The organism is Bradyrhizobium sp. P3_C3 (assembly GCF_056402655.1).
The window spans coordinates 26918-46924 of record NZ_JBFUGY010000020.1; the positions used below are offsets into that span (position 1 = coordinate 26918).

Genomic DNA, 20007 nt, shown 5'->3' on the forward strand with positions numbered 1-20007 from the left:
GCCCTAGCGCATCGTCGCGAGTTCGACCGCACGTCCACGCGTGCCGACAATCTTCACCTCGTCCTTGCCGCAAGTGAAGCTGCGGGCGAAATCGTCCGCCGCCTTGCGAGCGAGCTCATTGGCGGTGGGGTTGGCGATGGCATCGACATAGGCGACGTGGCAGACCGACCCCGGCGGCAGCCGCGTCACGACGAGCATGGCCTTGGTGTTCGGCCGTCCCTGCTTGTCGGGATCGGTGCTATCGGCGATGTGCCAGCGCTGGATCATGGCAATCGGCTTCGTGCCCGCGCTACGCCATTCGACGGTGGCCTCCGACGAATTGAATGGCGCGAACCAGACCTTTGCCGCCGGTTCCTCCGCTGCGGCCTTGCGGTTGCGGCCGACCGAGACGATTTCGCGCAGATCATCCTCGGCGATCAGCACGATCAGGCCGTTTTTTCCCGGGCAGACCCGTGTGGTGCTGCCGTCGAGCTCGCTGGGCTTGCCGATCTGGCGGCAGTCTTTTGGCGCTGTGGAGGAATAGCTGCTGCCCATGGATTGGGCGGCGACGTGACCCGCGCTCAGGCAAGTCAGCAGCACGGTCAGACAAAGGAACGCGATACGCCTCATGACGACGCCTTGATACAGAGGGAACTTCCTCCATCAGACGTCTTCACTGTGGGCAAGGTTCAAACAGAGGCGGGATGTACCTGACAGCGGCGCGGAATCGTTCTAGAAGGGCGCCTTCCGCTGCGCTTACCGCGCTTCGTCCGCGACATCTCATTCGATCATGCCAGCCATCGCTTCCAGCAAATCCTACCGCGTCGGCCGTTCCAAGACCGGACTTGGCCTCTTCGCCACCATGCCGATCAAGAAGGGGACCCGGATCATCCGTTATTTCGGACCGATCCTGGACTCCAAAATTCCCGCGCATGACGAGATCGAGAACAAATACCTGTTCGAGCTCAACAACCGCTGGACCATCGACGGGTCGGTGCGCAAGAACCTCGCCCGCTACATCAACCATTCCTGCCGCCCCAACGCCGAGTCCGACGTCCGGCCGCGCGAGCGCAAGGTCTTCATCCGCGCCATCAAGAACATCGAGCCGGGCGACGAGATCAACTACGATTACGGCACCGACTACTTCAAAGCCTATCTCAAGCCGATCGGCTGCAAATGCCCTTCCTGCGAGGCCAAGCGCAAGAAGCTGCGCGCCGAGGCCCGCGCCGAACGCACCAAGGTGAAGGCGCGCACGGAAGCCAAGGCCAAGAAGGCGGGCGCGAAGGCCGGCAAGAAGAAGCTCAACGGCCATGCCGTTGGCAAGAAGAACGGTCGCGCGCGGGCTTAGCCATTAGCCGCGGTGTCATGCGCCGCGAAAGCGGGGCATCCAGTACGCCGCAGCCCATCCGCATCCGTCTACTGTCTCGGAATACTGGGTCGCCCGGTCGAGCCGGGCGACGACAGCGAGTGACGTGGTCTCACGCCGTCACCACATTCCCGCTCTTCCGCAATCCCACATATTGCAGCTCGGCAAACACGCCGGTCGCGATCGCCTGCGCGACGACCATGAGCTCGCCGCTGATGTTCGGCGACACCGCGCCCGAGAACAGCAGCGCGATGCTGCCGACCGTCCAGGCCGCGTTGCCGACCACGACCAGCAGCACGAGCGGCCTCGCCACGGAGGCACGCGAGGCAAGCCAGCCGACCAGCGCGGTGTAGGCGATCAGGAACAGGCCGGTCTCACGCAGCAGCGCTTCAGGCAGGTTGAACAGCGATGCGAACGCGCCGGCGCCGAAGGTGAAGCCGAGGGCGGCGACGCCGCTGAAGATGGCGTCGGCGAGAAGCGCGCGGCGCAGGAAGGTGGATGCGTCGATCATCGTGGTCTCCATGGTTGGGTTGGGCTTGGGGGTGAATTCAGTGCCGTCCGCGCCACCAGGCGCGGAGCAGGCGGGCGAGGCGGAACGGGCAGAGGCTCTTGCCGACGCCGTGCTCGAAGGCTGTTACCTGCGCGACGACATAGTGGCCGGTCGAATGCACCAGGGGCTCGGGCATGTTGAGGCTGCGTGCCAGCATGCGGGTCGCGAGCGTCACGGCCCAGGGAACAAGGTGGTCTGCGATGGTCCGGTAGAGCAGCAGCGCGATCATGGTCATTTCCTGTTGCGACCGAAGATGCGCCGTGGCGGGGACCAATTCGATTACCTCGCGGGTAAAGAATGCGCCCGTTCGCGACAGTCCTAAAGTGTTCGATGCTGTTCGCTAGGCGCGCGCAGGCTGGTCACCGTGCGCAGTCCCGAGACCATCGCTCTACTAGAAAAAGGATGGGCCGGTTATTTGAAGAAGCGTTTCGGCGGGCTCTACCGGCAAGACATCACGCGACCTAACGGGCGTGGTAGTTGGTTGAGCGTGTGTCACTTGCCAAGCGATGTTCTTGTTGCGCAGGAGCTGCAATCGAAAATTGGAAGGGCTGTAGACGCGTGGGTGACGGTGGGCGGGGCAACTATCTGCAGAATGATCGGTTAAGGAATGATCGCTCTCAGCCTCCTGCGATCGCGCGATGGACGAGCGCGATGACCTCGTCAGCATCCTGTTCGGTGCTGTCAAAGCGAGCCACAAACCGGATTACGTCCTGGCCCCGTCGCGCGAATTGCAGCCCGCTCGCTGCAAGACGGTTGATGGCCAAAGCGGGCAGGTTGATGAAAACCAGATTGGCTTCCACTGGCGCAATGAGCTGAACGTCGGGTAGCGCAGCGAGACCCGCTCCAAGACGCGCGGCCACGGCATTGGCCTTCGCCGCGAGCCGCAGATAAAGGCGATCCTCGACGTAGGCGAGCAGCTGTGCAGACGCAAAGCGCATCTTCGACGAGGTCTGGCCGGCGCGGCGAAGCCGATAGGACAGGGATTCGACGAGATCCTGGTCGAACACCACGATCGCATCCGCCGACATCGCCCCGTTCTTCGTCGCCCCGAAGGACAGGATGTCGACGCCAGCGCGCCATGTCATGTCGGCCGGGCTGCAATCGAGCCGCGCCAGCGCGTTGGCGAACCGGGCGCCATCCATGTGCAGCGACAGATTCCTGTCGTGGGCGATTGCTCCGATTTCGGCGATCTCGGCGAGGGGATAGATTGTTCCATATTCGCTGGCCTGAGTGATCGACACCGCATCGGGCTGGGAGCGATTGCGGACTCCCCAGGCCGCCTGGCCCAGCGCCTGGCGCAGGCTCGACGGCTCGATCCGAAAGTTTCGGCCGGACATGGCGACGAGCTTCGCGCCGCCTGTGAAGGCTTCGGTCGCGCCGCCTTCCGCGGTGTGGATATGCGCCTCTTCGTGACAATAGATGGCGCCATAGGGCCGCGCGCAGCTCGCGAGTGACAAGGCGTTGGCCGCCGTACCGGTCGAGACCGGGAACACGGTGACCGCGGTCTCGAACAGCTCCGAGAAGCGCGCATTCAACAATCTCGAATAATCGTCGTCCCCATAGGCGGCGGCCGGGCCGCGATTGGCCTCGGCGATCGCTCGCAGAATCTCGGGGCAGACCGGCGCGACATTGTCGCTGCGGAAATTCGGGAGCGTCGGGGCTGCTTCGTTCATACCGTCCTGTCCTGCCGTCATATCACGGTTGATTCCTGCTTGTTGATGCGCCGATTGATCAGGAGCAACGGGATTGCGGTGACGAGGATAAGCACCGCGGCCGCGGCGGCCGCCAGACCCGCGCCGGTGCCCTCGATGGCATGGTACATCACGACGGTCGTGGTGACCCAGCCGCTCGCATAGAGCACAATGGTCGCGCTCAACTCGGATGCCGCGGTGATCCAGACCAGCACCAGCCCGCCGACAAGGCCGCTGGCCATCAACGGCACGGTCAGGGTCGCGAAGGTTTTGCTTGGCGAGACCCCGAGATTGATCGAGGCTTCCTCGAGCGAGGGATCGAGCTGGTGCACGATTGCCGAGGACGACCGGATCGCGAAGGGGAGCTTGCGGACGACATAGGCGATGACCAGGATCAGCCAGCCGCCGGTCAGAATCAAGGGACCGCTGTTGAACGCGATGATGAGCCCGATCGCCAGGATCGTGCCCGAGACTGCAAACGGCACCATGCCGACGAAATCGAGCAATCCCGACAGGCGCGAGCGGTGCCGGGCCACGACATAGCCGATCGGGGCGCCGATCAGCATGGTGACGGCGGCCGCGATGCTGGCGAGCGTCAGCGTGTTGAGCAGCGGCCGATAGGAGCCCGACAATAGGGTGGCGTAATTGCCCAATCCGAACTCCCAGGTCAGGACAGGGCCGCGAAAGCGCAGGAGGGAGATCATCAACACGGCCGCGAACGGCAGCAGCGAGGCAATCACAATGCCCCAACTCACGATTGTGGCCGTGAGCCGCAGCCCCGGCGTCAGAGGCAGCTTCGCGGGCGCGCTGCGGGCATTGGTCGAAAACCGGCGCTTGCCAAGGTAGTGCCGCTGAACGAGCAGCGCGATCGCCGTGCAGGCGATCAGGAGCACGCTGAGTGCGCCCGCCGCGGCCGGGTTGGCATCAGATTCGCCGGCGAACAGCTTGAAGATGTCGACGGCCAGGAACGGCCGGTCCTCAGCCAGCACCGCTGGCACGCCGAAATTCTCCAGTGCCTCAATGAACACCAATAGTCCGCCGGCAAGGATCGCCGGCATCACGATGGGCAGCAGCACGGTGCGGATCACATAGGGCCGTGAGCCGCCGAGATTGCGGGCTGCCTCCTCCATCGAGGCGTCGACTGCCTGGAATCCGGCCAGCACGGGCATGACGACGTATGGATAGAGCGTCAACGTGAACACGATGACGATGCCGGGCACGCCGTAGATCGATCCGATCGGGATGCCGATCCCGCGCAGAGCGGTGGTGACGACGCCAGCATGGCCGAACAGCAGCACGAGGGCGTAGGCGCTGACGAAAGAGGGCAGGACCAGCGGTAAGGACGCAAGCGTCAGCAGCAGCGCGCGGCCCGGTATGTCGATCCGGGCGAGACAGAAGGCGAGCGGGATGCCGATCGCGCATGCGAAGGCCGTCGCGAGCGCGGCGCAGAGCAGACTGTTGCCGATGCTGCCAAGATAGTAGCGGCTCTTCACAATCGCCGCATAGTTCCCAAGTGTCAGGCCGCCCGTGCCGTCGATCCGAAAGCTTGCATCCAGGACGAGCGCCAGCGGGTAGAGCAGAAACACCGCGAGCAGCACCAGCGCCGCCAGCGTCACGATGGTGGCGAAGCGTTTCATGGCGCCGGATACGCCGTGATCTGGGCAGGGTCGTAGGCAAGGGTGAGCGGCGCGCCGGGCAAGAGATCGAGCGCCTGGCCGCCGAGCGCCGCAATCCGAATCTGGGTGCCGTCCGGCAGGGTTGCGTGGAGGCGTTGTACCGGGCCGAGAAATTCACGCAGCGCCAGACGCGCATGCACAAGCGAGCCACCGGAACCGTCTCGCAGCTGCAGGGCCTCCGGCCTGACCGACAGCAACACCGGCGCGCCCGGCGCTGCGACCTCGCCTCTGACCGTGAATTCCGTTCCGGCTGCTGCGACAGGGGTGTTACGGCCGTCGAAAGCTCCCGCGATGCCCGGCACCATATTGGTCGAGCCGAGGAATTCGGCGACGAAGGCAGTCTGCGGCATTCGATAGATGCGCTCCGGCGTGTCCACTTGCTCGATCTTGCCGTGACGCAAGACGGCGATGCGGTCGGAGATGGCGAGTGCCTCCTCCTGATCATGCGTCACGTAGATCGCAGTCAGGCCGAGCGCCTGCTGCAGCTGTCGGACCTCGATCCGCATTTCGGTGCGCAACTGCGCGTCGAGGTTGGACAGCGGCTCGTCGAACAGGAGCACGGCGGGCTCGATCACGAGCGCGCGGGCGATTGCCACGCGTTGCAGCTGACCGCCGGAGAGCTGGTGTGGCGAGCGCGGACCGTAACCTGCAAGGCGCACCCGCTCGAGCGCCTTATCGACGCGCGATGCGATCTCGGCAGCCGGAACCTTCCTGGCCTTCAGCCCGTAGGCCACGTTTTCGGCGACGGTGTGGTTCGGGAAGATCGCGTAGTTCTGAAACACCATGCCGGTGTCGCGGCGATGCGCGGGCAGAGCATCGATGCGCCGGCCGTCGAAGCAAATGGAGCCGGATTCGACGTCGATGAAGCCTGCGATCATGCGCAGCAACGTCGTCTTCCCGCAGCCTGACGGCCCAAGCAGCGTGAACAGCTCGCCATGCTTGATGTCGAGCGAGATGTCGTCCACGGCCCGCACCGCGCCGAAGGTGCGGGTCAGGTTTTCAATCCGGATCGCGGTCATCGGATCAGCGCGTGTTCTGGATCGTGGTCTTCAGCCGCGCGAGGGTGTCGCGACGGGCCGCTTCCCATTTGGTGTCGTCATAGGGCAGCACCTTGACTGCCGAGAACGGCAGCATCCCCGGTGCGACTGCCTCGAGCTCGATATCCTGACGGGCAGGGCGCCGGAACGTCGCCTTCAGCAACATCTCCTGGACTTCCTTGCTGCCCAGATAGTCGACCAGCCGTTTGGCAGGCTCGGGGTTCGGTCCGCCTTTCAGGATGGCCGCGCCTTCGACGCCCGCATAGGTGCCCTCGGCCGGATAGGCGACGCTCACCGGCGCACCGTTATGGGCCCACAGGAAGCCGGCATATTCGAGCGTGATGCCAAGCGGATATTCGCCGCTGCCGATCCCGTCGAAGACCTGGGTCGAGCGGTTGAGCACCTTCGCATTCGCAAGAAGCCCGTCCATCTTGGTCCAGGCTGCGTCGTCCGCGCCCCACAGCGAGAGAAGCGTGGTCGCGGCCGCATATGAGAATCCGGAATTGGCAGGGTCGGTAAAGGCGAGCTTGCCTTTCCATTTCGGATCGAGGAGGTCTGCCCAGGCTTTGGGCCCGCTGGCCTTGTCGATCGCCTTGGTGTTCTGGCCGATCACGACGACCTGGATGTTGGTGCCCAGCCAAAGGTCGTTCGGATCGCGAAATTGCGCCGGCACGGCTTCGCGGCCCTTCGCCGCGTAAGCCTGAAGGTGCGGGCTCGCCAGCCGCAGCAGCGTCGCGCTGACGCCCCAGATCACGTCGCCCTGCGGATTGGCGGCCTCGGACGCGACGCGGCGCACCAGCACACCTGATCCGGTCGAGACCACGTCGACCTTGATTCCGGTCGCCTTGGCGAAGCCTTCGGCTACAAGCTTGTTCACGGTGTCGTCGTTGGCCGAATAGAGCACGACGCTCTGCTGGGCCGAGACCAGCCCGGCCGCGAACAGCGATGCCGCGAGCGTCACGACTCGGGCGAGGATGGAGGCAGGAGGTCTCATCGTGGTTCGCCCTCGTGGGTTCAGCGATTGCTCATGCGGTTGCGGCGAGGTACTCGGTGGCCGCCTTGAGCCCGGCGCCGGGTTCGATCGGCAGGCCGAACTTCGTGAGTGCGTCCTCGAGATGCAGAAGGTCGGTCAGAATGGTCCCCGCGCTCAAAGCACCCATCGTGCCAAACCGGATGACACGGCCGGAGAGACGGTTGCGGGCGCCTGCGATCACCGTGCGGTGATCCTGGTAGAGCTGCCGCACGATGGCTCCGCCTTCGAGCCCGTCGGGGACCTTGAAAACCACGACCGTGTTCGAGCGTGGCTCATCGCGGCAAAAATCTGCGAGTCCGAGCGCCGCGCCGCCGGCGCGCAGCGCGGCGGAGAGCTTCTTGTGGCGCGCGAGCACATTGGCGAAGCCTTCCTCGTGCATCATCGTCAAGGCCTCACGCAGGCCATAGATGAGGCTCACCGGTGCCGTGAACGCGGTCTCGTTCTGCTCCGCGGATTTCAGCGCGCGACGGAAATCCCAATAGAAGGCCGATCGCTGCTCGTCCTGCCCGATCACGTGCCACGCCTTGGCGCTGACGCTGGCAAGTGCGAGGCCGGGCGGGCACATCAAGGCCTTTTGCGAGGCCGAGACAACGATGTCGACGCCCCATTCGTCCTGCCGCATCGCGATGCCGCCGAGACCGCTGACGGAGTCTGCGATGAGCAGCGTTGGCCGGTCGCGCACCAGTGCGCCGAGCGCCGCGAGATCGGCCACGATCCCGGTCGAGCTCTCATTGTGCACGACGACGACGGCGCGATAGGTGTGGTCGCGCAATCGGGCTTCCACCGCGGCGACATCGATCGCCTGGCCCCATTCGATCGCGACCGTGTCGACGGTGATGTTCATGGCCTTGGCGATCGTGGTGAAACGCTCACCGAACTGACCATGCTCGACTACGAGGATCCGATGGCCCGGTCCGGCCACGTTGACGAGCGCAGCCTCCATAACGCCGGTTCCGGAGCTCGCAAAGAACAGGATGCGGTTCGTCGTGCCTAAAATCGGGCGGATCATCTCCTCCGCCTCGCCGATTGCAGTCCGGCATTCGGGTCCGCGATGGTTGACCATCACCCGAGCCATCGCCTGCCGCACCCGCTCGGGCACTTCGGTTGGACCGGGAAGCCGAAGACGGTATCCCGTCGAGGCAATGGCGCTCGGAGTGTCTGTGATCGTCATAGCTTGAAGTCACCGTTCTGACGCATATAGGGAACGAGGCCGCCCGCGCGCAGGATCGCCAGCATGATCGGCGGCAGCGGCTCCGGGCTGAGGGTCTCACCGCTGCGTTCGTTGCGGATCGCGCCGGTGCCGTCGGAGATCAGGATGTCGCCCTCACGAATTCCGCCGGTTTCGCAGACAAGCGGCAGCAGGCCGTTGTTGATCGCGTTGCGGTAGTAGGTGCGCGAGAAGCTTCGCGCCATCACCGCCGGAATGCCGGCCCCGAGCACGGTTGTGACGGCAACCTCCATCGCCGAGCCGCAACCGAAATTCTTGCCCGCCACCAGGATGTCTCCCGGTTGCACAGAAGCTGCAAAGGTCGGATCGACATGCTCGAACAGGAATTGCCTGAGAACGGCGGGGTCGAGGCTCTCCCGCTTGCGGGTCGAGCTGATGATCGAGTCGGTGTTGACGTCGTCGCCGACAAGTCGCGCGCGTCCTCGCAGGGCTGTCATCGCGACACCTCGCGAGGATCGGTCACGACACCGCGGGTCGCGGCGGCTGCGCAAGCTGCCGGGGAGGCGAGGTAGATCGATGCCTTGGCGTTGCCCATGCGGCCCTTGAAGTTCCGGTTGGCGGTCGAGATCACCGAAACCCCGTCGCCGGGGATCACCCCGCAGGTCCCGCAGCAGGAGCCGCAGCCCGGCTCGACCACGGTTGCGCCGAAGCCGACCAGGGCGTCGAGCGTGCCATCGGCCGCCATGGCGTCGCGGACCTCGCGCGATGCCGGCGTGACCACGAGCTGCACGCCGGGTGCAACGCCTCCACCCGCCTCGAGCACCGCGAGAGCCTGATGGAAGTCGCGTAACCTGCCGCCCGTGCAGGTGCCGAGATAGACCATCTGTACCGGCGTGCCGGCCGCATCCTCGAGCGCCACGACCTGATCCACCAGATGCGGCAACGCGATCCGCGGCGTGAGGGCGTCGAGCGCGATCTCCACGGTCCGGCTGTAGTGCGCATCCGGATCCGCTGCGACCGGTTCGAAAGCCTGGCCGGTGCGGCCCTGCAGATAGGCGATGGTTTCAGCATCGGCCGGGAAGATGCCGGTCTTCGCGCCCATCTCGACCGCAAGATTGCTCAGGACGAGGCGGTCCTCCAGCGCGAGGGTGGCGACACCCGGTCCTGCGAATTCGAGTGCCTGATAGGCGGCACCGTCAGCGCCGAGCGTGCCCGCGAGGGCCAGTGCGATATCCTTCGCATAGACGCCGCTCGGCAGTTGTCCGGTCAGGACGACGCGGATCGAATCCGGCACGCGCAGCCAGATCCGGCCACACAGCATGACCGCGGCGAGATCGGACGAGCCGATCCCGGTCGCAAAGCAATTCAGTGCCCCGTATGTCACGGCATGGCTGTCGGCTCCGACGACCAGGCCACCCGGCAGAGCGCGGCCCGTCTCCACGATGAGCTGGTGACCGATTCCTTCACCGGCTTCATGCAGCGTGACGCTGAACCGCTTGGCGAAGTCCCGCATCACGCGGTGCAGCTCGATCGTCTGCGGGCTTGTCGGCGGCACGTAATGGTCGAGCGCAAAGACCAATCGGGCGGCATCGCGCACGTTCTCTCCGCCCATCGCCTTGAAATAGTCGAGCGCCATCGGGACCGAACCGTCGGTGCCGAGCGCGCAATCGACCTCGCAGACCACGAGGTCCCCGGCGTGCGCATCCTGCCCGGATTTTCGAGCGAGGATCTTCTCGGAGATCGTACGCCCGGCCATCGCTAGACCTCTGGCATCTCGCAGCCGAGACGTCGGAGCGAGGCGTCGACCCAGCTGCGATCGAGCGTACCGGCTTCGATCGCCGCCATTTGCTTGGTCTCGGCAGACTGCTTGGCTTCGGCGGCCTCGATCACCGCTCGGCAATCGTCGATGGCGACGGCTAGCACGCCGTCGTCGTCGCCCAGCACCAAATCGCCGGGCTGGATGACCATGCCGCCGATCGCGATCGGTCCGTTGATCTCGCCCGGACCGTCCTTGTACGGACCGCGATGGGTGACACCCGCCGCGAAAACGGGAAGGGGGTTTGCCCGGATCGCAGCGGCATCGCGGATCGCGCCATGGATAACGATGCCGGCGACGCCGCGCCGGGCGGCCTGCGCGAGCATCATCTCGCCGAAGATTGCGTTGCTGAGGTCGCCGCCCGCATCGACCACGATGACGTCGCCGGCAACCGCGATGTCGAGCGCTTTGTGGACCATCAGATTGTCGCCGGGGCGCGTCTTCACGGTCAAAGCGGGACCGGCCATGCCGCCAGCCGCATGCATCGGCCGGAGCGTGGCGCCGCCCGCGGCCATGCGCGACATCACATCGCTGATGTTGGCGACCGGAAGGGCGCGAGCCCGTTCGACCCATTCGCCTGCGACAACACGCTTGCGGGAAAGGATCCTGAACCCTACGGCCATATCAACCCCATTGAAAATGGAACGCCGTTACGCATAGTGTAACGGTGACGAGCCGAGGTCAACTGAAAATCGGCAGGACAGGGATTTTCGATGCCCAAGACGCAAGGGGTCGCCGCCGTGCAACGGGCGTTGGCGATCCTGGATACCTTCGCTGGAGCCGGGTCGCGCAGCCTGGCCGACATCGCCAAGATCACGGGCTTGGCGAAACCGACCGTGATGCGCTCGCTGGTGTCGCTGGATGAAGCCGGCTACGTCGTCCGCCTCAGCGACGGCCGCTACGCACTCGGCGCGAAGACTTTCCAGCTCGGCACCACCTATCGGGCCAATTTCAATCTCGAACAGCATGTGCTGCCGGTCCTTCAGCGGCTAAGCCAGGAGACGTTGGAGAGCAGTGCGTTCCACGTGCGTGAACGCGATAGCCGGCTCTGTCTGTTTCGGGTGGATTCGCCGCAGCTCGTGCGCGACGTCGCGCGGCCCACAAACCTCGCGCCACTCGATTTGACCTCGACGGGACAAGTGCTGCGGACGGCGCGCTGGGCAGACCGCACGGATGGCGGCGTGCAGGTCTTCGTCAGTTCCGGAATCTACGACGCTGTGACGGCCTCCCTCTCCACCGCCGTTTTCGGCCACGACGGAGCGCTGGTGGGCGCCATGACCGTGAGCGGCCCAATCGAACGCATCCGTCAGGCCGACCTCCAGGCGCTGGCGTCCCGGCTCACCGACGCCTCGTATCGGCTCTCACTTGTGCTCGGCGCGCCATTGCCCCGCGAGGTCGGCGCGCCGCGGATCATCAGTCTGCCATCGGCCGAAACAGGCTCTCCCTGACGCCGCCCCGTTCTCCATCAATCCTGATGGTTCTCACGATCATCCGGCCCGAGACGCTCGTGCGTCGGCACAGGGCCGGCTTTCGCTGCTACTGGCGTTGGAAGTGACATAGAGGGAGATCGGCCGATTAAAGCCGCCCCTGCGGAGGGTCTCGGCGTCTTTCTCGGGGGCGTTGTGGGTGGTAGGGCTTCCGCCCTCCTCGAAGGATGGAATCGAAGTGAAATTCTTTCCTAATTCTCGCTCGGGCAAATTTCTGCGAGGCGCGGCCGCCGCGTCCGACGATACGCGGTTTTGCCGAGGCGGTGAGGAATGCACTCGTAAAGAAGTGAGCTAGCCGGTTGCGCGCGGGAGCATGCCCTTGGCGGTAATCTCCGCCGAAAGCTCTTCGATCGTCTTGCGTTGTTCCATGGCGGCTTTGCGGATCAGCGCAAAGGCGGCTGGTTCTGCCAGCGCGTGCGAGTGCATCACCTGGAGAACGGCGGCGAGCACGACGCGACGCGACCGAAGACGCTGCTCGAGCTTGACCACCTGCTGCTTCAATTCGTTGGTGCGTTCGCTTCGCTCGATTGCCATGACGAGCGCCGCGTAGATGCCGGCCGAGCGCAACGGCTTGACCAGGAACGAGGCCGGATCGAGCTCGAACACTAGCTTCAGCCGGCTTGGCGTTTCGGTGCCGAGCAGGGCGATGACCGGGCAGCGTCCCAGGAACGCGCGTCGTGCCGGTTGCGTCAAAGGCAGGAACTCGTCATCGATCAACGCCAGATCCGGCGCGAAGTCGATCGCCTCTGTCGGCTCCCACGCGATGCTGTCGACCCCAAGACGCTCGAACTGGCGTCGCACGATGGTTGCGTCGCGTTCGTCCTTGATGGCGACGATTGCCTTACGCCCGCGCAGCGAAAATGAAGACGGTCTGCTCATTTTACAACCCGCAAATGCGGCGCATTCGGCAATGCGCCGCCCGCCGAGGTCTCCCTCGAAGGGCTGACGGCAACGTCGAGCTGCGTCAGGTAAGGATCAGGCTTAACAGGCGCGTCGGCTTCCCAGAAGATATCAAACTGTCCTCGCGGATTGGAAACGGCAAGCCGCGGTGTAAGGACGCAATGATTGTTGCCGCCGTCGATCCAGACCGGTCCTTGCGGCGAATTGTAGCGATGGCCGGCCGCGGCGCGCCGCACCTCGGCGATACTCGATGTGCCAGCGCGCTGCAACGCGCGCGCCAGCAGATAGACGGCGACATAGGCGGATTGCCCGTCGACCGAGGGGCTGCTGTCGTCGCCATAGCGCGCCTTCCAGCGTGCAACGAATGCGCGGTTCTCCGGCAGGCGGATGCTCTCGAAATAGGCCGATGACGTGATGCAGCCGGCCGACGCCGGTCCGACGATCGACAGTTCCGGTTCGCACAGGCTGCAGCTCAGCATCGGAATCTCGAGCCCGGCGGCCTTGGTGCCGGCGTGGAAGGCGCGAATGAAGTCGTAGCTCGAGCTTCCGACCAGCGTGTTGAAGACGATCGGCGGCTTGCGGCGGACGATCTCGTCGACGATGTGCCCGACGGCGCTTTCGCCGAGTTCGAGCAGCCGTTCGGCCAGGATGTGGCCGTCTGCCGCGCTGACCAACTCCCGGGTGACGCGATTGGTCTCCCATGTCCAAACGTAGTTGGAGCCGACGCAGAAGATCTCCCGGGACAGATTGTCGAGCACGTACCGGACGAGCGGCAGGACGTTGTGATTGGGCGAGGCGCCGACATAAATGACGTTGTCGGAGCACTCGAAGCCCTCGTAGCGCGCAGGATACCAGAGCAGGCGATCGGTGCGCTCCACGATCGGCAGAACTTGTTTGCGCGACGCCGACGTGTAGCAGCCGATGATGTGCTCGACGCCGACATTGCGGATGAGATCGTCGCAGACCGTATGGTATTCGGAGATGATGCCGCGAGGATCGCGGATATGAGCGGCAATCGAGAAGCCGAACTCCGTCTGGTTGTTGATCTCGTCGACCGCCATCATCGCGCTCTTGAGGATCTCGCGGCCCATAGCCTGATATGGCCCGGACTGCGAGCAGATGATGCCAACGGGAACAGACGGTTTTGTCATTGACGACTTTCGGTAGTGCAACGCGAAGATGAAATCATCATCGGCGATGACAGTGCAAGTGGCTTGCCGTTTTGCTGCGCAGCACTATCGAAATTTAGGCAGAGAGCATCGTTGACAATGCGATGGGCAGTTACTTAGACTTTTCTCCTACAGGGCTACCTGTCGAACCTCGCGTGCGCCGATCTGGCCGATGACGTCCAGCTCCTTGCACTAAGTGCTTCGTTCGATTGCGGCCCCTAAGCGACAGATCATAGCCGCGGCATTTGAGCCATTCGTCGCCTCATTCGGGAGGGACGGGTGGCTTTTTTCGTTTGCCGCCAAGGAAGCTGGCGATGCGTCCGCGTCGCCAGAACGGTGACGCATGCGCGGAGACGACCGCGTGTCACATCGAGTGTGAGGATGAAGAACGATGGCGGCAACAGATCTCCACTATCTCGGACTCGTCGACGTCGGGCGGAAGATCCAGGCGAAGGAGCTGTCGCCGGTCGAAGCGACCAAAGCGATGCTCGGGCGGATCGAGAAGCTCGACGGCAAGCTCAAGAGTTTCGCTTATGTGATGGCTGACTCGGCGCTCGCGGACGCTGCCACGGCCGAGAAGGAGATCGCTTCCGGAAAGATCAAGGGGCCGCTGCATGGTGTGCCAGTGGCGGTCAAGGATCTCTGCTGGGCCAAGGGCGCGCCGGCGGCCCATGGCATGACCATTCATCGAGATTTCCGTCCCTCCGAGGATGCAACGGTAGTTGCGCGGTTGAAGGATGCCGGCGCCATCATCCTCGGCAAGCTGCAGCAAACCGAAGGCGCCTACGCCGATCATCACCCGAAGATCGACCCGCCGAAGAACCCGTGGAACGCGGATCTCTGGCCCGGCGCATCCTCGAGCGGCTCCGGCGTCGCTACCGCGGCGGGCCTCTGCTTCGGCTCGCTCGGCACCGATACGGGTGGATCAATCCGCTTTCCGTCCGCGGCTAACGGCGTCACCGGGCTCAAGCCGACCTGGGGGCGCGTCAGCCGCTACGGCGCATTCGAGCTTGCGGCGACGCTGGATCATATCGGCCCGATGGCAAGGAGCGCGGTCGATTGCGGCGCCATCCTCGGCGTGATCGCGGGTCAGGACCCCAAGGACACGACGTCGGTTCCGCTGCCCGTACCTGACTATCTCGCCAGTTTGTCCGGCGACCTTCGCGGCGTGACGATCGGCGTCGACCGGCGCTGGACCAGCGAAGGCACCGATGGCGATGCGGCCAAGGTGTTGACCGAGGGTCTGCGTGTAGCGGCCGATCTCGGCGCGAAGATCAAGGAGATCGCGTTCCCCGATCCCAAGGCGGTCATCGACGACTGGTTCCCGCTGTGCGGCATCGAGGTCGCCGTCGCGCACGAGGACACCTATCCCGCGCGCAAGGACGAGTACGGCCCGGCACTCGCTGGCCTGCTCGATCTCGGTCGGCAGCAGTCCGGCATGGACTATCAGAAGATCGTGCTCCGGCGCGAAGCGTTTCGTGGCGCCGTCCGCCTTCTGTTCGAATCGGTCGATCTCCTCGCAGTGCCGGCCCAGGCATTCGCCGCGCCCACGCTCGCCAAGATGGCGTCGCTCGGCGAGGACGCCTCGCTGATCGCAGGCTTGCTTCGCTTCACATGCCCGTTCGACATGACGGGAAGCCCGACCGTGACGCTACCCGGCGGCTTCGCCGCGAATGGCGGTCCGGTTGGCTTCCAGTTCGTCGGTCGTCATTTCGATGAGGCCGGCCTCGTTCGCGCGGGCGATGCGTTCCAGCGCGTTACCGACTGGCACAAGCGTCATCCCGGGATCTGAGTTCAGGAGCCAATCATATGCCCGCAGAAGACTGGTTGAAGAATTCCATCATGGCCAAGCGTGCGGTCGCCAAAGGCGCGACCGGGGCGACGCATAGCCTGACGATCGAAGAGCAGGGCGGCTTCCACTACGTCTACGGTCCCTATGCAAAGCCGACCCTGTCGATCGACCCCGGCGGAGTGGTGGTTGTCGAGACGGAGGATGCGTTCGGCGGTGTGCTCACCAGCGAGAGCGACAGCCCCACCGCCAAACTGAACTTTCCCTATCTGAACCCGCAATGCGGGCCGATCGCGGTTAAGGGCGCCAAGAAGGGCGATTGCCTCGCGATCTACATCCGCGACGTCGAGACCCGCGGCGAGCAGCCGGCCGGCACGACCTGCATTATTCCTGAGTTCGGCGGACTCGTCGGGACAAGCTCGACGGCACTGCTCAATCCGCCATTGCCGGAGCGCGTGAAGAAGCTGCATGTCGACAGGAACGGCGTGCGCTGGAACGACAAGATTACGCTGCCCTACGAGCCGTTCATCGGCACCATCGGCGTCTCGCCGGAGATCGAGGCGATCTCGTCGCTGCAGCCGGATTACCACGGCGGCAACATGGATCTGCCCGACGTCGCCCCCGGGGCGATCATCTATTTCCCGGTGCATACCGACGGCGGGATGCTCTACGTCGGCGACTGTCACGCGACGCAAGGCGACGGCGAACTCTCCGGGGTGGCTCTGGAGCAGCGCGCGACCGTCACGCTGCAGGTCGACCTGATCAAGAACTGGAGCTTCGCCTGGCCGCGGCTCGAGACAAAGGACTTCATCATGACGATCGGCAGCGCGCGTCCGCTCGAGGACGCGGCGCGTATCGCCTATCGCGAGCTCGTGCGCTGGATGGCGGCCGACTACGGCTTCGACGAGATCGACGCCTACATGCTGCTCAGCCAAGCCGGGCGGATGCGCCTCGGCAACATGGTCGACCCTAAATACACGATGGGAGCATCGATCCTGAAGAATTACCTCAAGCCATGACATCCAGTCGCTTTCAGAAACAGGGGATATCACGATGAGTTCGGGACGCAAGTTAGGGATGGTTTTGCTCGGCGCCATGCTCGGTACCGCAGCGGCAATGACCGTTGCTCGGGCCGCGGAACCACCGTTGAAGGTGGGTCTGCTCGAGGACGTGTCGGGCGATCTCGCCTTCATGGGCATGCCGAAGCTGCACGGCTCGCAGCTGGCCGTCGAAGAGATCAACAAGAGCGGCGGCATCCTGGGGCGGCAGATCGAGCTGATCCATCTCGATCCGCAGGGCGACAACGCCCGTTATCAGGAATTCGGCCGACGTCTGCTCAATCGCGACAAGGTCGACGTGCTGATCGGCGGCATCACATCGGCCTCGCGCGAGGCGCTGCGTCCCATCGTCGACCGCACCTCGACGCCTTATTTCTACACCAACCAGTATGAAGGCGGTGTCTGCGACGCCAGCATGATCAGCATGGGCGCGGTGCCCGAGCAGCAATTCTCGACGCTGATCCCGTGGATGGTCGAGAAGTTCGGCAAGAAGGTCTATGTCATCGCGGCCGACTACAATTTCGGTCAGATCTCGGCGGAGTGGAACCGCAAGATCATGAAGGATCTCGGCGGCGAGGTCGTCGGTGAGGAGTTCATTCCCCTCGGCGTGTCGCAGTTCGCGCAGACGATCCAGAACATTCAGAAAGCGAAGCCGGATTGGCTACTTACGATCAATGTCGGCGCTGCCCAGGATTCGTTCTTCGAGCAGGCGGCTGCGGCCAACCTCAATCTGCCGATGGGATCGTCGATCAAGGTCATGCTCGGCTTCGAGCACAAGCGGTTCAAGCCGCCGGCGCTCAACAACATGCATGCGACTGCGAATTGGTTCGAGGAGATCGACACGCCAGAGGCTACCGACTTCAAGAAGCGCTGGCACGCGAAATTCCCTGACGAACTCTACATCAACGACATGGGCTACAATGCCTATAATGCGCTCTACATGTACAAGGCTCTGGTCGAGAAGGCGAAGTCGATCAAGCTCGACGACATGCGCAAGGTCATCGCGACCGGCGATGCATGCATCGACGCTCCCGAAGGCAAGGTGTGCATCGATCCGAAGAGCCAGCACACCTCGCACCGCATGCGCCTGATCTCGGTCGGGCCGAAGCATGAGGTGAAGGTCGAGAAGGACTATGGGACGATCCAGCCGTACTGGCTTGGCGAAATCGGTTGCGATCTCACCAAGAAGAACGACAAGGACCAATACACGCCGAGCCATCTCCCGAAGAAATCGTGACGCCTGACGGGCACGGATTTTGCTCGTATTGAGAGTTGCGCTCTTGGACAAGGCCGGCGCCGCAACGATGCGGCGCCGGGATCGGCAAAGGGACCAAGATGTCGGCTGAAGTATTCTCGGTATTCTATCAGTTCGCCGACGTGTTCGCGTTCCTCATTCTCTCGGCCGCAGGTCTCGCTATCGTGTTCGGCATGATGGGCGTCATCAATATGGCGCATGGCGAGTTCATCATGTGCGGCGCCTATGTCACCGTCGGCCTGGTGAATCTGGGCGTTCCGCTCGCGATTGCCCAGATCCTGGCCGCGCTGACGGCGGGGCTCATCGGTGTCGCCGTCGAGTTCCTGATCGTGCGGCGCTTCTACAAGCGGCCGCTGGATTCTCTGCTCGCCACTTGGGGGCTCAGCCTCATCGTGACGCAATCGATGCTCCTGATTGTCGGTTCAGCCGTGCGGGGCATCGGAACGCCCGAAGGAAGCTTCGCAATCGGCGGCTATACGTTCTCGACCTATCGTCTGGTTCTGTTCGGTTGCGCGGTGGCCGTGCTGGGCGGTCTCTACATCGTTTTCATGAAGACGCGCTTTGGTGTGATCGCCCGGGCGACGATGCAGAATGCGGCGATGGCGAAGGCGCTGGGCGCGCGAACGGGCCGAATCTATTCGATCAGCTTCGGGATCGGCACCGGCCTTGCCGGACTTTGCGGGGCGCTCTACGCGCCAACGATGACGCTGATTCCGACCATGGGGGCGACCTTCGTGGTCGAAAGCTTCGTTACGGTCGTCATTGGAGGGGCAAACGTGCTGCTCGGAACAGCGCCGGCCGCTGTGTTCCTGGCGATGATCCGGATGGCGCTGAACGCGAGCTACGGCCAGATCATCGGACAGATTGGCATGCTGGTCGCCGTTATTTTGATCATTCGGGTGTTGCCCGAGGGGCTCTCCAGCGTTCTGGTTCGTCGTGGGCGCTAAAGGGAATTTGTGATGTTCAAGCTGCTGGAAGGTCCGCAGACGCTCGGACGTGGCAAGATCTTCTGGTCCTGCTTTCTTGCAGTGCTCGCGGGCGCACTGACATATCCGCTGTTCGCCGACTCCTATGATGTGGGGAATTTCGCCTATTTCCTGATCTGGATATTCATGGCGCTCGGCCTCTGCCTGATGTGGGGCTATGGCGGGATGCTGTCGTTCGGCCAGACCTTGTTCTTCGGCATCGCCGGTTACGGTTATGGCGTGCTCGCGATTAACATGGGCGGCGGCACCGCAACGATCGCCGCGCTTGCGCTGTCCGTTGTCCTTGCGATGGTGGCGGCCGGCATCCTCGGCTATTTCATGATCTGGGGTGGCATCAACGGCATCTTCTTCGGGATCGTGACGCTGTCTGCGACGCTGGTGCTTGCCTTCTTCCTCGGCCAGACGGCGGGGCCGGAATGGCACATCGGCCCGGCGCGGCTGAATGGCTTCAACGGCATGAAGGGCATGGACCCGCTCGCCGTCGGCGACTTCTATATCGAAGGATCGGCGCTCTACTACGTCATGATCGCGCTGATCGTGATCGTCTATCTCGCGTTGCGCATGTTCGTGAATTCGGGCATCGGAAACGTCATCGTGGCGACGCGCGAGAACCCGCAGCGCGCCGAGATGCTGGGTTATGACGTCCGGAAATACCAGCTCCTGACCTTCGTGATCGGCAGCGGCCTCGCAGGGCTGAGTGGTGCGCTGTACACGTCCTGGGGCCAATTCATCACGCCGTCCAGCATCGGCCTGCCTGCGGCGGCGATGCCCATCGTATGGGTGGCTTTCTCCGGACGGAGCGATCTGACCGCAACTCTGGTCGGATCGTTCCTGCTGCTGTTCGGCTTTCAGACCATCACGGTCTACAGCCAGCAGGCAGCACTCGTGCTGATGGGAGCGCTGCTGCTCGCCACGGTGATGCTGGCGCCGCAGGGTTTTGTGCTCGGCATCGGCAAGCTTGCTGCCGACTGGTGGAGCGGACGTCGGCGGCGCGATGATAGCCCCGTCATGGCGGAGGCTGGTCGCTTGCAGTCGGAAGAGTCCTGA

20 protein-coding genes are annotated in these 20007 nt (G+C 64.0%); 7 read left to right on the top strand and 13 right to left on the bottom strand.

Going from position 1 to position 20007, the window contains the following annotated elements; translation table 11 throughout:
* Positions 1-3: 3 nt before the first annotated feature.
* Entirely contained in the window at positions 4-609 is a 606-nt protein-coding gene (locus tag AC1DW2_RS22710; RefSeq protein ID WP_439035196.1) for a hypothetical protein, read from the bottom strand.
* 160 nt (positions 610-769) lie between these two features.
* Between AC1DW2_RS22710 and AC1DW2_RS22715 the strand changes: the two genes are divergently transcribed.
* On the top strand, positions 770-1327 hold the full coding sequence (locus AC1DW2_RS22715; RefSeq protein ID WP_354131410.1) for an SET domain-containing protein: 558 nt from the start codon (positions 770-772) through the stop codon (positions 1325-1327).
* Positions 1328-1457: 130 nt separating this feature from the next.
* Here AC1DW2_RS22715 and AC1DW2_RS22720 read toward each other — a convergent pair whose 3' ends face one another.
* The 10 genes from AC1DW2_RS22720 to AC1DW2_RS22765 form a co-directional block, all read right to left on the bottom strand.
* On the bottom strand, positions 1458-1856 hold the full coding sequence (locus AC1DW2_RS22720) for a hypothetical protein (protein WP_354131411.1): 399 nt from the start codon (positions 1854-1856) through the stop codon (positions 1458-1460).
* A gap of 37 nt (positions 1857-1893) precedes the next feature.
* Entirely contained in the window at positions 1894-2124 is a 231-nt protein-coding gene (locus tag AC1DW2_RS22725) for a hypothetical protein (protein ID WP_014494050.1), read from the bottom strand.
* 388 nt (positions 2125-2512) lie between these two features.
* Positions 2513-3568: a threonine aldolase family protein gene (locus AC1DW2_RS22730; RefSeq protein WP_208087669.1), complete on the bottom strand. Its 1056-nt coding sequence runs from the start codon at positions 3566-3568 to the stop codon at positions 2513-2515.
* Positions 3569-3585: 17 nt separating this feature from the next.
* Positions 3586-5223 carry an ABC transporter permease gene (locus tag AC1DW2_RS22735; RefSeq protein WP_354131412.1) on the bottom strand — a complete coding sequence of 546 codons (1638 nt, stop codon included), beginning with the start codon at positions 5221-5223 and terminating at the stop codon, positions 3586-3588.
* Complete coding sequence (locus AC1DW2_RS22740; protein ID WP_063982310.1) at positions 5220-6281, bottom strand: ABC transporter ATP-binding protein; 1062 nt, start codon at positions 6279-6281, stop codon at positions 5220-5222. Before AC1DW2_RS22740 ends, AC1DW2_RS22735 begins: the two co-directional genes overlap by 4 nt.
* Before the next feature lie 4 nt (positions 6282-6285).
* Positions 6286-7293: an extracellular solute-binding protein gene (locus AC1DW2_RS22745; RefSeq protein WP_354131413.1), complete on the bottom strand. Its 1008-nt coding sequence runs from the start codon at positions 7291-7293 to the stop codon at positions 6286-6288.
* 31 nt (positions 7294-7324) lie between these two features.
* Entirely contained in the window at positions 7325-8407 is a 1083-nt protein-coding gene (locus tag AC1DW2_RS22750) for a pyridoxal-phosphate-dependent aminotransferase family protein (protein WP_477007172.1), read from the bottom strand.
* Between the two features lie 92 nt (positions 8408-8499).
* Entirely contained in the window at positions 8500-8997 is a 498-nt protein-coding gene (locus AC1DW2_RS22755) for a LeuD/DmdB family oxidoreductase small subunit (RefSeq protein WP_085404246.1), read from the bottom strand.
* Complete coding sequence (locus AC1DW2_RS22760) at positions 8994-10256, bottom strand: 3-isopropylmalate dehydratase large subunit (RefSeq protein ID WP_354131415.1); 1263 nt, start codon at positions 10254-10256, stop codon at positions 8994-8996. Before AC1DW2_RS22760 ends, AC1DW2_RS22755 begins: the two co-directional genes overlap by 4 nt.
* A 2-nt stretch (positions 10257-10258) precedes the next feature.
* Positions 10259-10939 (bottom strand): RraA family protein, encoded by a 681-nt coding sequence (locus tag AC1DW2_RS22765; RefSeq protein ID WP_354131416.1) that lies wholly within the window; start codon positions 10937-10939, stop codon positions 10259-10261.
* 90 nt (positions 10940-11029) lie between these two features.
* Between AC1DW2_RS22765 and AC1DW2_RS22770 the strand changes: the two genes are divergently transcribed.
* Positions 11030-11764: an IclR family transcriptional regulator gene (locus AC1DW2_RS22770; protein WP_049807412.1), complete on the top strand. Its 735-nt coding sequence runs from the start codon at positions 11030-11032 to the stop codon at positions 11762-11764.
* A 330-nt stretch (positions 11765-12094) separates the two neighbouring features.
* Here the strand turns inward: AC1DW2_RS22770 and AC1DW2_RS22775 are convergent, their stop codons facing one another.
* Both AC1DW2_RS22775 and AC1DW2_RS22780 read right to left on the bottom strand, forming a co-directional pair.
* A complete protein-coding gene (locus tag AC1DW2_RS22775) occupies positions 12095-12682 on the bottom strand; it encodes an ANTAR domain-containing response regulator (RefSeq protein WP_028151206.1) in 588 nt (195 codons plus the stop codon).
* Entirely contained in the window at positions 12679-13854 is a 1176-nt protein-coding gene (locus AC1DW2_RS22780) for a transporter substrate-binding domain-containing protein (protein WP_028151205.1), read from the bottom strand. The genes AC1DW2_RS22775 and AC1DW2_RS22780 overlap by 4 nt, the downstream gene beginning before the upstream one ends.
* 409 nt (positions 13855-14263) lie before the next feature.
* On the opposite strand from AC1DW2_RS22780, the gene AC1DW2_RS22785 reads away from it, so the two are divergent.
* From AC1DW2_RS22785 to AC1DW2_RS22805, 5 genes are all read left to right on the top strand, one after another.
* Positions 14264-15664 carry an amidase gene (locus AC1DW2_RS22785; RefSeq protein WP_354131417.1) on the top strand — a complete coding sequence of 467 codons (1401 nt, stop codon included), beginning with the start codon at positions 14264-14266 and terminating at the stop codon, positions 15662-15664.
* Between the two features lie 17 nt (positions 15665-15681).
* Complete coding sequence (locus tag AC1DW2_RS22790; RefSeq protein ID WP_208087657.1) at positions 15682-16680, top strand: acetamidase/formamidase family protein; 999 nt, start codon at positions 15682-15684, stop codon at positions 16678-16680.
* Between the two features lie 58 nt (positions 16681-16738).
* A complete protein-coding gene (locus AC1DW2_RS22795) occupies positions 16739-17956 on the top strand; it encodes an urea ABC transporter substrate-binding protein (RefSeq protein ID WP_439035763.1) in 1218 nt (405 codons plus the stop codon).
* Positions 17957-18054: 98 nt separating this feature from the next.
* The gene (locus AC1DW2_RS22800; RefSeq protein ID WP_028151201.1) at positions 18055-18921 is read left to right on the top strand and encodes an ABC transporter permease subunit; all 867 of its coding nucleotides are present in this window, start codon (positions 18055-18057) and stop codon (positions 18919-18921) included.
* A gap of 12 nt (positions 18922-18933) precedes the next feature.
* Positions 18934-20007 (top strand): branched-chain amino acid ABC transporter permease, encoded by a 1074-nt coding sequence (locus AC1DW2_RS22805; RefSeq protein WP_071912300.1) that lies wholly within the window; start codon positions 18934-18936, stop codon positions 20005-20007.

Bases quoted from the DNA above. Each gene is read 5' to 3' on its own strand.
- AC1DW2_RS22710 (WP_439035196.1), bottom strand. From the start codon at position 609: ATGAGGCGTATCGCGTTCCTTTGTCTGACCGTGCTGCTGACTTGCCTG.
- AC1DW2_RS22715 (WP_354131410.1), top strand. From the start codon at position 770: ATGCCAGCCATCGCTTCCAGCAAATCCTACCGCGTCGGCCGTTCCAAG.
- AC1DW2_RS22720 (WP_354131411.1), bottom strand. From the start codon at position 1,856: ATGATCGACGCATCCACCTTCCTGCGCCGCGCGCTTCTCGCCGACGCC.
- AC1DW2_RS22725 (WP_014494050.1), bottom strand. From the start codon at position 2,124: ATGATCGCGCTGCTGCTCTACCGGACCATCGCAGACCACCTTGTTCCC.
- AC1DW2_RS22730 (WP_208087669.1), bottom strand. From the start codon at position 3,568: ATGAACGAAGCAGCCCCGACGCTCCCGAATTTCCGCAGCGACAATGTC.
- AC1DW2_RS22735 (WP_354131412.1), bottom strand. From the start codon at position 5,223: ATGAAACGCTTCGCCACCATCGTGACGCTGGCGGCGCTGGTGCTGCTC.
- AC1DW2_RS22740 (WP_063982310.1), bottom strand. From the start codon at position 6,281: ATGACCGCGATCCGGATTGAAAACCTGACCCGCACCTTCGGCGCGGTG.
- AC1DW2_RS22745 (WP_354131413.1), bottom strand. From the start codon at position 7,293: ATGAGACCTCCTGCCTCCATCCTCGCCCGAGTCGTGACGCTCGCGGCA.
- AC1DW2_RS22750 (WP_477007172.1), bottom strand. From the start codon at position 8,407: ATGGCTCGGGTGATGGTCAACCATCGCGGACCCGAATGCCGGACTGCA.
- AC1DW2_RS22755 (WP_085404246.1), bottom strand. From the start codon at position 8,997: ATGACAGCCCTGCGAGGACGCGCGCGACTTGTCGGCGACGACGTCAAC.
- AC1DW2_RS22760 (WP_354131415.1), bottom strand. From the start codon at position 10,256: ATGGCCGGGCGTACGATCTCCGAGAAGATCCTCGCTCGAAAATCCGGG.
- AC1DW2_RS22765 (WP_354131416.1), bottom strand. From the start codon at position 10,939: ATGGCCGTAGGGTTCAGGATCCTTTCCCGCAAGCGTGTTGTCGCAGGC.
- AC1DW2_RS22770 (WP_049807412.1), top strand. From the start codon at position 11,030: ATGCCCAAGACGCAAGGGGTCGCCGCCGTGCAACGGGCGTTGGCGATC.
- AC1DW2_RS22775 (WP_028151206.1), bottom strand. From the start codon at position 12,682: ATGAGCAGACCGTCTTCATTTTCGCTGCGCGGGCGTAAGGCAATCGTC.
- AC1DW2_RS22780 (WP_028151205.1), bottom strand. From the start codon at position 13,854: ATGACAAAACCGTCTGTTCCCGTTGGCATCATCTGCTCGCAGTCCGGG.
- AC1DW2_RS22785 (WP_354131417.1), top strand. From the start codon at position 14,264: ATGGCGGCAACAGATCTCCACTATCTCGGACTCGTCGACGTCGGGCGG.
- AC1DW2_RS22790 (WP_208087657.1), top strand. From the start codon at position 15,682: ATGCCCGCAGAAGACTGGTTGAAGAATTCCATCATGGCCAAGCGTGCG.
- AC1DW2_RS22795 (WP_439035763.1), top strand. From the start codon at position 16,739: ATGGTTTTGCTCGGCGCCATGCTCGGTACCGCAGCGGCAATGACCGTT.
- AC1DW2_RS22800 (WP_028151201.1), top strand. From the start codon at position 18,055: ATGTCGGCTGAAGTATTCTCGGTATTCTATCAGTTCGCCGACGTGTTC.
- AC1DW2_RS22805 (WP_071912300.1), top strand. From the start codon at position 18,934: ATGTTCAAGCTGCTGGAAGGTCCGCAGACGCTCGGACGTGGCAAGATC.